Here is a 12,578-nt window from a genome sequence, read left to right as displayed (position 1 = left end):
TCCCTAAAGGGATCCTCATATTCTTTTACACTCAATTTACCTAGTGCTATATCATGCTTTACTCGTTCTCAAATTTTCATACTCGTGAAGAAATCATCCACTGGATAATTTCTTTAATCTTGGATATATTTCTTAATCGTGGCTTCATTAAGCCCTACTGTACTTACATAATAACCTTTCTCCCAGAAATGCCGATTTCCAAACTTGTACTTGAGATTGGCGTGTTTGTCAAACATCATGAGTGCACTTTTTCCTTTTAAATAACCTATGAAACTCGAGACACTTATCCTTGGTGGAATACTTACTAACATGTGTACATGGCCTGGCATTAAGTGACCCTCGATAATTTCAACTCCTTTATAACTACACAAACGATGAAATATTTCTCCTAAACTACTTCGATATTGATTATAAATGACTTTTCGTCTATACTTAGGGGTGAACACAATGTGATATTTACACATCCACTTTGTGTGTGATAAACTATGTGCCTTTTGTGCCATATTTTTCTCCTTTCGCTTTACAATTGGCTTGAACACCTTTATTGTATCGCGTTTGGAGTTTTTGGGGTATAACCTTCGACGCGCACCCGCATAGCGGGTGGTTTTTTTGTCTCGCACCTAACGGAGCGAGACGGACTAATAGTCACATAATAAAAAAACTATCTGACCTTAACCTAAGGCCAGATAGTTCATTCATTTTTATTTTTCAGCTGTAAGGGCAGCCATTGTAATGTAGTTGTATGGTTTGTTGAAGTGTGGCAAGAAGAATAGGTCAGTCAAAGCCAATTTTTCAATTGTTACATGTTCTTGAATAGCAAGTGAGAACATGTGAATTCCCATACTGATCGCAGGGTCATGTGAAACCATTTGTGCACCAAGAATTTCACGACTATCTTTGTCAAAGACAATCTTGATGGCTACTTCATGGTTGTCATGTTTCATGAATTCTGGTTTTTGAAGATCGTTAAAGCCTGTTTCAGTTGCATTGTAACCAGCAGCTTTCGCTTTTTCAAGAGTCAAACCAGTTGAAACCATGTTAAGACCGTAGATAGAGATACCGTTTGAACCTTGCACACCGATTCCTTCCAATTCATGGCCACAAGCATTGTAGGCACCAACGATACCAGTACGAACTGCGTTTGAAGCAAGGGCGATGTAGCTTGTGTCTTTACGAGCGTTGTCATAAACAGTCGCACAGTCACCAACGGCAAATACACCAGGAAGTGAAGTTTCTTGTTTCTTGTCTACAAGGAAGGCTCCGTTGCGGAAGAGTTCAATCTTACCATCAGCAAGGGCTGTATTTGGACGGAAACCAACTGCAAGGATAACCATATCCACATCGAAAGTTTCTTTATCAGTAATCAAGCGTTCAACTTTACCGTCACCTTCGATTGCTTTAACAGTTTGACCAAGCGCCAAGCGGATGTTGTGGTCTTCCAAGTTCTTCGCCATCATTTGTGTGAAGTCTTTGTCATAGTAACCGTTCAAGACAGTATCAACGATATCAACAAGGACAACTTCTTTTCCAAGACGTTCAAAGGCTTCAGCAAGTTCAACACCGATATAACCACCACCAACAACGGCGATACGGTCAAGGTGTTGACTCTTATCAGACAATTTGTGAATCACTTCTTCAGCGTTTTGGTACAATTTAACGAATTGTACATTTTCAAGAGTTGCTTTAAATTCGCGGTTCCCTTTAACAATTTCAACACCTTCGATTGGTGGCAAGATTGGTGTAGAACCTGTAGCGAAAATCAATTTTTCGTATGATTCTTTGTGCTCTTTCCCTTCAACTTCTGCTGTAACTACTTTGTTATCATAGTCGATTGAAAGAACTGGTGAGTTCATGTAAACCTTAGCACCTTTAGCTTCCAATTTTTCTTTATCAGAATAGAACAAGCCTTCAGCACCGTCAATTTGTTCACCAATCCAAAGAGCCATTCCACAACCTAGGAAAGAGATGTTAGAGTTTTGGTCAAATACAACGATTTCGTTCTCATTTCCAAAATTATCCAACATAGTATTAATACATGCTGTACCAGCGTGGTTAGCACCGACTACAACGATCTTACTCATAAAAAATTTCCTACCTTCATTCTAAATTTACCCTACTAGTATAACATTTACTGTTAGCGTTTACAAGAGTTTGGCTGATTTTTCCTATTTTTTTGTAAAAAATTGTAAATAATCTGTATCTTAACACGGATTCTTGCAATTTTTCTTCATTTCCTGAGCATATTTCTTGACATCTTTACAAATTTTATTTGTGAAAACGCTGACTTTATGGTATGCTAGTATCATGGAAAGAAAATGTAAGGGGTTCATTTTTCATAAATTTACTATATTTCAACCTTCTTTTCATAAGAGAAAGGAGTTGGTAGCTTGCCTCTTAGTTCACATTCTGAACGCCTAATGGGAACCACTATCACGATTTCATTAGTGGATGAGCGAGCCGATAGCTTGCTCCAAAAATCCTTTGATTTACTCAAAGAGCTCGAATACCGCTTCAATGCCAATAGTCAAGAATCTGAGTTGATGGAAATCAATCATCAAGCTGGAATAACTTCAGTTAAGGTTCATCCTGACCTGTTCGAACTGATTTCACTTGGTTTAGAGCATAGCCTAGCGCCCTCTAGCCATCTCAACATCAGTATTGGTCCCCTAATTCAGACCTGGCGTATCGGTTTTTCAGATGCCAAAGTTGCCCAACCTCAGGAAATTGAAGAGGTTCTCCCTTTAATCAATCCTCATTATATCGAGTTAGATTCTTCCACTTCTACTGTGTTTCTAAAACAGAAAGGAATGAAGATAGACCTAGGTTGCTTAGCCAAGGGTTATAGTGCGGATAAGGTTGCCCAATTTCTGAAAGAAGAGGGAGTGACTTCTGCCTTGATCAATCTGGGAGGGAATATCCTGACCATTGGAAAAAATCAGGCAAGAGATAATCAACCTTGGCAAATCGGGATTCAAGACCCAGCCAATCCTCGGGGAAATCACTTAATGACCATCCCTGTTGTCAATCAATCTGTCGTGACTTCAGGCATTTATGAACGTCACCTGACAGTAGATGGAAAAGATTACCATCACATTTTTGACAGTCAGACAGGATATCCTGTTGAAACAGAACTCGCTAGTCTCACAATCATCTCTGATAAGTCAGTTGATGGTGAAATCTGGACAACTCGACTCTTTGGAGAAAGACCTGCTTCTATCCTCTGGCAAGTCGAAAGTTTGGAGGGAATCGAAGCGATTCTGATTGATAAGGAAGGTCACCTAAGCTGTTCTTCAGGAATCCCTACTCTATAGAGACAACTGTTTCAATGGAGTTTTAAAATCGTATTATGTAAAAAGAGAAAGGAAATCTCATGTTAAAACTTATTGCTATTGTTGGAACAAATTCAAAACGTTCTACAAACCGTCAATTGCTTCAATACATGCAAAAACACTTTGCTGACAAAGCTGAAATTGAACTTGTTGAAATCAAGGATATCCCTGTCTTTAACAAGCCAGCTGACAAGCAAGTACCTGCTGAAATTTTGGAAATTGCTGCTAAAATCGAAGAGGCTGATGGCGTTATTATCGGTACTCCTGAGTATGACCACTCTATCCCAGCTGTTTTGATGAGCGCTCTTGCTTGGTTGTCTTATGGTATCTATCCACTTTTGAACAAATCAATCATGATTACAGGTGCTTCTTACGGTACACTTGGTTCATCACGCGCCCAATTACAACTTCGCCAAATCTTAAACGCACCAGAAATCAAAGCAAGTGTCCTTCCAGATGAATTCTTGCTTTCACACTCTCTTCAAGCCTTTAACCCAAGTGGCGACTTGGTTGACCTTGATGTTATTAAAAAATTGGATGCCACTTTTGACGACTTCCGTATCTTTGTAAAAATTACAGAAAAATTGCGCAACGCACAAGAACTACTTCGCAAAGATGCTGAAGACTTTGACTGGGAAAATTTGTAAGATAGGAGACCAAAAAGAATGAAATTTGTTGGACTTGTAGGATCAAACTACGATCAATCATATAACCGTAAACTCTTGGAATTTATCCGCCGTCACTTCAAACTCAAATTTGAATTAGAAGTTCTTGAAATTGACGAAGTTCCAATGTTTAACCAAGACGAAAAATGGGACGAAAGTTTCCAATTGCGTCTCTTGTATAACAGAATTACACGTGCTGATGGTGTCATTATCGCTACCCCTGAGCACAACCACACAATCTCAGCTTCTCTTAAATCTGTTCTTGAATGGCTTTCATATGAAGTTCATCCATTTGAAAACAAACCAGTCATGATTGTGGGTGCTTCTTACTACGACCAAGGTACTTCTCGTGCCCAAGTTCACCTTCGTAAGATTCTTGACGCTCCAGGTGTCAATGCCTATACACTTCCTGGAAACGAATTCCTTCTTGGTAAAGCTAAGGAAGCCTTTGATGTTGATGGGAATATTACAAATGACGGAACAGTTAAATTCCTCGAAACTTGCTTGGATAATTTTGTAAAATATGTAGGAGTTGTTTCAAAATTGAAAAAACCAAAACCAATTGAACCAGAAGATTTGGATTGTGGCAGACCAATTGCTACCACAATCACAGAAGTTGATCCCGATGATCCAGAATGGGTTGAAAAAGTTGCTGAAATTACTGGTGCGGTTTCAGGTGATACCTATGTCAAACTAGATCATGGTATCTTAACTGTTAACCAAATCGATATGTTCTTGAAAGCAATGCCATTTGAGTTGACCTATGCAGATGATAACAACCAATTCTTATACTACAATAATGTTCACCAAGATCCAAACACCATGTTTGCTAAACGTGTACCATCTCAATCTGGTAACCGTCTCTCAACTGTCCATAACTCACTTCCCGGTGGACGTATGAAAAATGTTGAGTGGGTTGTCGGTGTACTACGTAATGGTGATCAAGAATATGTTCGTACAATTGTTCCTGGATCTCCTGCAGGGGTTATCAATACTCACAACTATCAAGCTATGTACTATCCTGATGGATCATACGCTGGTATCAACGAAATAGTCTTCAACTTCCAACCATGGCTTGATTGGTACCTCAATTCTACTGGTCAACGTCTAGTTGGTGGAAATGCTGCAGCTTCTGCTGGCGGACATGGTCACGGCGATGCAGATGCTACATCTGGAGCTTCAGATTCAGGTGATGCTGGAGGCCACGGTGGTGGCGCAGACGCTACATCTGGCGCAAGTAACTAATAACAGTTTTAGGAACCATTAACGGTTCCTTTTTTAGTTAAAAAAGACTAGCAGACACAAACTGCTAGTCTTTTGATTATTATTTCACCTATCTTTGTTAAAAGAAAGAATACTTATTATGAATTTGGATCATCGAGACTACGACCGTGTAAACCTTTTTCACGTTGTACTTGGCGTAGTTTTTCTGGTGTAACATCATTTCCTTCTTCATCCACAATTTTGATTCCTTCAATGTGGTGACGAACAGCGCGACGATAACCTTCGATATACTCCTCACGTAGTTTAGCTTGTTCCACTTTTTCTTCTGGGGTCAAGCCTTCTGCTTTTTTCTTTTTAGCAAGCTCGTTGATACGAGCAATTTTTTTCGGATCCATTTCTTCTCCTTTGTGATAAGATAAAGTCCGTTTATCAAATTTTATTTAGTATTAATTTGGTTAAAACGAGCAAGCTTAGATGCTTTTTGAGTTAAATGAGACAAGATAGCCAAACGATTTTGACGGACTGCCTCGTCTTCAGCCATAACCATGGTATTCTCAAAGAAGGCATCGATGACTGGGCTAAGAGCAAAGAGTTGTTTCAATTGTTGACTTACAGTCCCTGACAAAACGAGTGATTCTTCAGCTTCTGCCAAAGCTTTTTCTTGGTCATTCTCAAATAGTGCTGAATCAACTGCAGCAACTCCTTCTGCCTTCTCAGCCAAGTTGAAGGCACGAGAAAGTGATTCGACAGATGGTTTGAAGTCTTCTTCTTTGCTTGCTTCTACAAGAGCACTTGCTGCTTCCAACATTTCCGCCACAACAAAGTTTGATCCTGCAAGAACTGCTTCCTTGATATCTTTTGGAGTTGAACCCATCATTTTATCAACACGAGCCTTGATAAAGTCCATAACCTCTGCCTTATTTTCATAAGTCAAGCTGTCAAATGTTAAAGCATAAAGGCTATCAATCAACTCATCCATAGCAATGTGCCAACCAAAGGCATCTAAGATACGAACCACACCTTGGGTCGCGCGACGAAGAGCATAAGGGTCATTAGAACCTGATGGAATCAAGCCTACTGAGAAGAAACTCAAAATCGTATCCAATTTATCTGCAATGGCTAGAACTGCGCCGACCTTGCTCTCTGGAAGTTCCCCTTCAGCTGATGTAGGCATGTAGTGTTCACGAATAGCAGCTGCCACTGCTGGAGTTTCACCAGCAAGAAGGGCATATTTCTCCCCCATAATTCCTTGGAGCTCGTCAAATTCACCAACCATACCTGTCAACAAGTCAAACTTGTAAATGGCTGCTGCACGGGCTAGGTCAACTGTTTCATCAGCTGACAAGCCTGCTTTTTCTGCCAAGAGAATAGCAATCTGACCAGTACGAATCATGTGTTCACGAAGGGAACCAATTTTCTCATGGAAAGTCACATTGTTTAATTTTTCAACAAGATCTGAAATGACCAATTTTTGATCTTCACGCCAGAAGAATTCACCGTCTTCCAAGCGGGCTACCAAAACTTTTTCATTTCCTTTGATGACATTTTCCAAATGCTCTGCATTTCCATTACGAACAGAAATGAAGTTTGGCAAGAGTTTTCCATCTTGATCACGAACAACAAAGTAACGTTGGTGCTCTTTCATTGAAGTCACCAAAACTTCTTCTGGAACGTCAAGGTATTTGGCATCAAAACTTCCCATGAAGGCAGTTGGGTATTCAACCAAGTTCAAGACTTCATTCAGCAAATCAGCATCAATTTCGATATGTACACCATGCTCAGTTTCGATTGCTTTGATTTGGTCAACAATCATTTGCTCACGTTCACGTGGATCTGCGATTACAAACTGACGACGAAGGTCTTCTTCATAGCTCAAAGCTGACTGAATCTTGGTTTCTTGTCCTAAGAAACGATGGCCACGGCTCACACGACCTCCCTTGATATCAAGGAAATCCAAATCAAACTCTTCTTCATCTAAAAGAACAGTTAAAGTGTGAACAGGGCGGATGTATTCAAAGCTATTGCCAGCCCAGTGCATGCTGACAGGGAAAGTCAATGACTTCAAAACATCTACAACACCAGGAACAATGGCTTCAACTGCTTGACCAATTTCTTCCTTAGTGACATAGACATATTCTTCACCCTTGATTTCACGGAATTCGATGTCTTCAACAGTCAATCCTTTTCCACGAACAAATCCTTGAGCTGCTTTGGTGAAGTTTCCATCACTATCCAATGCAATTTTCTTTGCTGGCCCCTTAAAATCTTCTGTCAAATCAGATTGTTTGTCTGCAAGACCAGTCACACGAACAGCCAAACGACGTGGTGTTGAGAAGGTTTGAATAGCTTCAAAAGACAGGCGGTTTTCCTTGAGGAAGGTTGCCATTTTTTCGCCTAGTTGTTTTTCACTTGGTGTGACAACATAGGCTGGTAATTCTTCAAGACCGAGTTCTACTAATAAGTTTTTTGTCATGTTTTTTCCTTTACATTTTCTTCAATCTTTTTTGATATGCACCTTAGGTACTGGGGACGTCGCTAACTAACTTTGTGAGTCTGTATGGAAATCTAATGCAAAATTGATCAAGATTTCCAACAGTCTCATCAAAGTGGATTTAGCTGACTGATTTTTGAACCTAAGGTTTCAAAAATCCCCACATAACAGTACGGCGGTACATATCCCTCTAGCAAGTCTTCGACTTGCCTCTAACGATTTTAGAGCACAGTATTACTCACTATTCTGCGTCTTCTGCTAAGAGTTTAGCTCGTGTTGCTTCATCTAAAAGTGGGTAACCTAGGCGTTTGCGTTCTGCGACAAAGGTTTTAGCTACGACACGGGCCAAGTTACGGATACGAGCGATATAGCCAGCGCGTTCAGTTACAGATACGGCACCGCGCGCGTCAAGCAGGTTAAAGGTGTGTGAACATTTGAGAACATAGTCATAGGCAGGGTGAACCAAGCCTTCTTCCAAAGCACGACCAGCTTCTTTTTCAAACTTATCAAAGTTTTCCAGCAACATCTCTTGGTCCGAAATTTCAAATGAATATTTTGAATGCTCGTACTCAGGCTGGATAAAAATTTCTCCGTATTTTACACCATCAGCCCACTCGATATCATAGACAGAGTCTACTTCTTGAATGTAAGAAGCCAAACGCTCCAAACCATAGGTAACTTCCGCAGTCACAGGACCAGTTGCCAATCCACCGACTTGTTGGAAATAAGTGAACTGAGTGATTTCCATCCCATCAAGCCAAACTTCCCAACCAAGACCAGCTGAACCAGTAGATGGATTTTCCCAGTTGTCTTCAACGAAACGAATATCGTGTTCCAATGGATTGATACCCAATTTTTCCAGAGACTCAAGGTACAGTTCTTGAATATTTGATGGAGAAGGCTTCATAACCACTTGAAATTGATGGTGTTGGTAAAGGCGGTTAGGATTTTCCCCGTAACGACCGTCAGCAGGACGACGTGATGGCTCTACATAAGCCGCATTCCATGGCTCAGGTCCAATAGCACGAAGGAAAGTGTAAGGACTCATTGTCCCCGCACCTTTTTCATTATCATAAGCCTGCATAAGCATACAACCTTGGTCATTCCAAAATTGTTGCAAAGTAAGGATGATTTCCTGGAAAGTCAATTTTTTAGACATTATTTACTCCTTTTTCTATTTTCTATAAATTACTTGCGACACGAGTCTGCCTCGTCGATCATACGAGGCAAGACGAGTTAGTACTGCGTCTAGCTCAGGCACTCTAGTGCTGAGCGTGAGGCAATCCGACTGTAAGGAGGTCTCTGCCACTGACGCAGTGAAAAGTCAATTTCTTAGACATTGTTTACTCCTTTAGTTTTTATATTTCTTTTTCAATTAATTTCTGCTGAACAAACCAATTTAACAAGGGAAGAGTTTTATCTGTATTTGCCCATAAATGATAAGAATCGAAGACCGCTTGTACACTACCTAGATTTTCTACCAACTTATCTATTGTCAAAAAACTACGCCAGTATTCGTAAAAAATACTTGCATAGTTCTTATCATAAGTCGAAGAACCAAAATCATTCAATGAATGCCAACCATACTTCTTCTGAAAAAGTTCTACGAGAGATTGATTACAAATTTTTTCCTCTTGAAATTCCTCTTCTGTCAAGAAATACTTTCGACTAATATATTCAACCATCCCCTCTTCGAACCAGATATAAGAGTCATAACCATCAAAATCATCTAAAAAATGCTCCGACCAATGAGCTAACTCATGTCCTACAATCTGTAAGAGGAAATTTTCAGATAAAGAATGATAGTGACTTTCTATTGCTTGAGTTTGCTGAGAACACTCGTAGTCCATCAACTGATACAAATACAACTCTTTCCAAACAGCTAAATCAGGCGTCATAACCATTCGTCTATTATTTGTATAGGCTGGAACAGCACTTTCCCTAATAATCTGTGTAGCAGCATTAAAACTTGACCAAATAACGGCTTGCGGTAAATCACAGACTGCAAGTTCATTCTTTAAAAAAGATTGATAATCTTTCAACTTTTCAGTATTTCTTACTACAAACTCACGAAATGCAGCTAGTTGACTATCGTCTTTTACAAGATAAAGGTTTTCCACGTCTCTCCTTTCTTTCACACAATAGACTGAATAAGCAAAAGAACCGCGTCCGACAATCCTAGGTTGATTTAACCTAGGGGCGTCAGAAACGCGGTTCCACCCTAATTTATTACTTCATTGTTTTTGAAAATACTACAGAAAGCGCCAGTTCTTTATTTTGCCCTACTTGGCTCCCACTATCCCAAGCTCGCTTGAAGAACGCCATAAGACTTTCTTTCCTGCTGACTATTATATCAAAAATTAGAACAATGTACAATTCTTTTTATGATTTTCTAGAAATCCATATCATCAACTCGTGGAGCACCAGACTGAACAGCTATCGTTTTTAAGGTTTTTCGCTCCTCGTGACTCAGCTCAATTCCAAAGCAATCAAGATTAGCCTGAATACGAGAAGCTGTGACAGATTTTGGAAGTGGTAAAAATCCTTCTGCCAAGCTCCAGACCAAGGCTATTTGAGCAACAGACTTTCCGTGATTTGCTGCGATTTCTTGGACTTGCTTGCTATCAAACAATTCTCCCTGACCAAAAGGTCCCCAAGCTTCCAATAAAATTCCTTTTTCTCTACAGTAAGCTACGACTTCCTCTTGATACACACCTGGCGCCAAGCGGATTTGATTGACCGCTGGAAGAATTTTTGCCGTTTCAAACAAGGCATCCAAATGATGGGGAAGGAAATTACTAACCCCAATAGCACGGATTTTACCTTCTTGATAAAGCTCCTCCATCGCTCTCCAAACTTTCGCATTTCGGATTTTCCATTGGTCATTTTCTCTAAGCGGTTTTGGGTTCGGCCAATGAATCAAATACAGATCCAAATAATCCAAGCCCAACTTCGCTAAAGACTCTTCAAAAGCTTGACGAGCTTGCTCATAGTTGTGATTTGTATTCCACAATTTACTGGTTACAAAAATTTCCTCCCTCGGAATACCACTATCTTGAATGGCACGACCAACGCTTTCTTCATTTTTATAAATCGCTGCCGTATCGATATGGCGATAGCCTGCCTTTAAAGCCTCTAGGACAGCTTGATAGGCAATCTCTCCATTTTCAGCTTTCCAGGTTCCAAATCCTAGAACTGGAATTGGAACACCATTATTTAAAGTGTAAGATTTCATTATTTTTCCTTTCTATGAGAAGAAAATCCAAAGAGGCAAATTTTCAAGGAAAACTTTTCTCTTTAGATTTTGTGTATTATTGATTGCGGTCGTAATAGAGTTGGTGAGGTTTAAGACGAGTATCTAACAAATCTGGAATTGTTACAAAGTCATAACCTTGCCCTTTCAAATAGTCAATAACCTTCGGTAGAGCATTTACTGTCTCAGCGTGGATATCATGCATGAGAATAATAGAACCATTCTTGACTTCACGCTGAATTTCTGTCAAAATAGCTGCTTCATTTTTACTTTTCCAGTCCAGACTATCTACATCCCACATAATAAAGCTCAAATCTAAGCTTTTGCGAATGTCGTCTGTAATGGCTCCATAAGGCGGACGCATGAGTTTTGAACTAGAACCCAGCACCTTAGTCAACGCATCCTCAGTATCAGTAATTTGTTTTTTAGCTTCATCAAGCGAAAGTTTTGAAAGAACGGGATGGCTCCAACTATGGTTTCCAATGACATGACCATCTGTTTTCATGCGTTTCAAAATCTCTTCATTGCCAGAAACATTCTTACCTAAAACAAAGAAAGTCGCCTTGATACCATACTTAGAAAGAGTATCTAATGCTTGATTTGTCGTTGCAGGATTTGGTCCATCATCAAAAGTCAAGGCTACTACTTTACGATTTTTCTTTTCATAATAAGCCTTATATAGCTCTGCATCCTTATCTAATAAATAAGAGGACTGAATAAGTTCAAAGAAACTAGATACTGGCAAGGCAATCTCATCCAGATTTTCAACAGGCTGACTCGGATAAATAAGAATTTGGCTATCCTTATAATCAAAATTCCATGCAGACAAGTCTTGGTCAGAGAAGCCTTTAACAACTTGATCAATCTTTTCTTGCTCCAATTTCTTATCCTGTAAGAAAGAGGTGATTTCTTTTAACAACTGCTCTTTGGCTTTACTTGGATCTGAAAATAATTGATCAAGGGTAAAAGGTTTACCATCTTCTGTTAAATGTACTTTTGCCAGACTAGTTTTTTCAGTCTCTTCAACTTTTGACGAAGTTAAATCATAGACTTGTTTCATCACACTTCGGTTGACAATCCCTTTTAAAGTCGAATCCTGTTTCTCCGTATAATAAAAAACCAGATTTTCCTTATCCTCTAGATTGTCTTTAATATCCTGTGTCATAATTCCCTTTATAGACGAAATCACTTGCTCCCCTTGGAGAGGATAATAGGCAATTACTTCTGCTTGTCCTTTACGAAAATGATCCTTCTGATTTCCCTCACTCAATTGATCATCTTTCTCTTTTTTGAGCGATTCAATCTTTTGTTCAAAACTTTGTTTTGTGTATATTTTATATCCAATTATTGAACCAAGGACACAAATACTTACTGAGAAGATAGCTACTAGGGCTATTAGACTCATTCTTATCTTATCGTGATTCTCACGCTTTGCTCTACTTTTATCCATAAGACCATCATATCAAATTCAAACTATAATTTCAATTATTTTAGAGGAAATAGTATATTAAAAAAGAGAGGAAGTCCCCCTCTTTAGATTGGCTCTATAATATTTGTAGTGGGTAAATCCCCTATGGATCTTATGGAGCCTATTTTTGTGTAGAAAAAAAGTCCCA

General features: G+C 39.4%; 10 protein-coding genes and 1 pseudogene. 3 read left to right on the top strand and 8 right to left on the bottom strand.

The window, feature by feature from the left end:
• Nucleotides 1-116: 116 nt before the first annotated feature.
• Together tnpA and nox are read right to left on the bottom strand one after the other, a co-directional pair.
• A pseudogene (tnpA, locus tag N8M20_RS06930) lies at nucleotides 117-503 on the bottom strand (IS200/IS605 family transposase); the annotation flags it as partial.
• A 198-nt stretch (nucleotides 504-701) separates the two neighbouring features.
• Nucleotides 702-2,081, bottom strand: coding sequence for a H2O-forming NADH oxidase (gene nox, locus N8M20_RS06925; protein ID WP_261079536.1), 1,380 nt, complete (start codon nucleotides 2,079-2,081; stop codon nucleotides 702-704).
• A 306-nt stretch (nucleotides 2,082-2,387) separates the two neighbouring features.
• On the opposite strand from nox, the gene N8M20_RS06920 reads away from it, so the two are divergent.
• The 3 genes from N8M20_RS06920 to N8M20_RS06910 are packed head-to-tail and all read left to right on the top strand — an operon-like array spanning nucleotide 2,388 to nucleotide 5,239.
• A complete protein-coding gene (locus N8M20_RS06920) occupies nucleotides 2,388-3,311 on the top strand; it encodes an FAD:protein FMN transferase (protein WP_261079535.1) in 924 nt (307 codons plus the stop codon).
• Between the two features lie 59 nt (nucleotides 3,312-3,370).
• Nucleotides 3,371-3,976, top strand: a complete 606-nt coding sequence (locus N8M20_RS06915; protein WP_261079534.1) for an NADPH-dependent FMN reductase — start codon at nucleotides 3,371-3,373, stop codon at nucleotides 3,974-3,976.
• An 18-nt stretch (nucleotides 3,977-3,994) separates the two neighbouring features.
• Complete coding sequence (locus N8M20_RS06910; protein WP_261079533.1) at nucleotides 3,995-5,239, top strand: NAD(P)H-dependent oxidoreductase; 1,245 nt, start codon at nucleotides 3,995-3,997, stop codon at nucleotides 5,237-5,239.
• Between the two features lie 116 nt (nucleotides 5,240-5,355).
• Here N8M20_RS06910 and N8M20_RS06905 read toward each other — a convergent pair whose 3' ends face one another.
• From N8M20_RS06905 to pgdA, 6 genes are all read right to left on the bottom strand, one after another.
• Nucleotides 5,356-5,613 carry a DUF896 family protein gene (locus tag N8M20_RS06905; protein ID WP_000371280.1) on the bottom strand — a complete coding sequence of 86 codons (258 nt, stop codon included), beginning with the start codon at nucleotides 5,611-5,613 and terminating at the stop codon, nucleotides 5,356-5,358.
• A gap of 41 nt (nucleotides 5,614-5,654) precedes the next feature.
• Nucleotides 5,655-7,691, bottom strand: a complete 2,037-nt coding sequence (glyS, locus tag N8M20_RS06900; RefSeq protein ID WP_261079532.1) for a glycine--tRNA ligase subunit beta — start codon at nucleotides 7,689-7,691, stop codon at nucleotides 5,655-5,657.
• A gap of 259 nt (nucleotides 7,692-7,950) precedes the next feature.
• Nucleotides 7,951-8,868, bottom strand: coding sequence for a glycine--tRNA ligase subunit alpha (gene glyQ, locus N8M20_RS06895; RefSeq protein ID WP_000038733.1), 918 nt, complete (start codon nucleotides 8,866-8,868; stop codon nucleotides 7,951-7,953).
• 199 nt (nucleotides 8,869-9,067) lie between these two features.
• Complete coding sequence (locus N8M20_RS06890) at nucleotides 9,068-9,829, bottom strand: elongation factor Tu (protein WP_261079531.1); 762 nt, start codon at nucleotides 9,827-9,829, stop codon at nucleotides 9,068-9,070.
• Between the two features lie 272 nt (nucleotides 9,830-10,101).
• A complete protein-coding gene (locus N8M20_RS06885) occupies nucleotides 10,102-10,944 on the bottom strand; it encodes an aldo/keto reductase (RefSeq protein ID WP_261079530.1) in 843 nt (280 codons plus the stop codon).
• Between the two features lie 76 nt (nucleotides 10,945-11,020).
• Nucleotides 11,021-12,412, bottom strand: a complete 1,392-nt coding sequence (gene pgdA, locus N8M20_RS06880) for a peptidoglycan-N-acetylglucosamine deacetylase PgdA (RefSeq protein ID WP_261079529.1) — start codon at nucleotides 12,410-12,412, stop codon at nucleotides 11,021-11,023.
• Nucleotides 12,413-12,578 lie beyond the last annotated feature (166 nt).

It is taken from the genome of Streptococcus mitis, assembly GCF_946190275.1.
Classification (GTDB): domain Bacteria; phylum Bacillota; class Bacilli; order Lactobacillales; family Streptococcaceae; genus Streptococcus; species Streptococcus mitis_DC.
Note: the sequence above shows the minus strand (reverse complement) of the source record. Positions and strands in the feature narration are given on the sequence as shown.

Bases quoted from the DNA above. Each gene is read 5' to 3' on its own strand.
- N8M20_RS06885 (WP_261079530.1), bottom strand. From the start codon at position 10,944: ATGAAATCTTACACTTTAAATAATGGTGTTCCAATTCCAGTTCTAGGA.
- N8M20_RS06910 (WP_261079533.1), top strand. From the start codon at position 3,995: ATGAAATTTGTTGGACTTGTAGGATCAAACTACGATCAATCATATAAC.
- N8M20_RS06905 (WP_000371280.1), bottom strand. From the start codon at position 5,613: ATGGATCCGAAAAAAATTGCTCGTATCAACGAGCTTGCTAAAAAGAAA.
- pgdA (WP_261079529.1), bottom strand. From the start codon at position 12,412: ATGGATAAAAGTAGAGCAAAGCGTGAGAATCACGATAAGATAAGAATG.
- glyQ (WP_000038733.1), bottom strand. From the start codon at position 8,868: ATGTCTAAAAAATTGACTTTCCAGGAAATCATCCTTACTTTGCAACAA.
- glyS (WP_261079532.1), bottom strand. From the start codon at position 7,691: ATGACAAAAAACTTATTAGTAGAACTCGGTCTTGAAGAATTACCAGCC.
- nox (WP_261079536.1), bottom strand. From the start codon at position 2,081: ATGAGTAAGATCGTTGTAGTCGGTGCTAACCACGCTGGTACAGCATGT.
- N8M20_RS06915 (WP_261079534.1), top strand. From the start codon at position 3,371: ATGTTAAAACTTATTGCTATTGTTGGAACAAATTCAAAACGTTCTACA.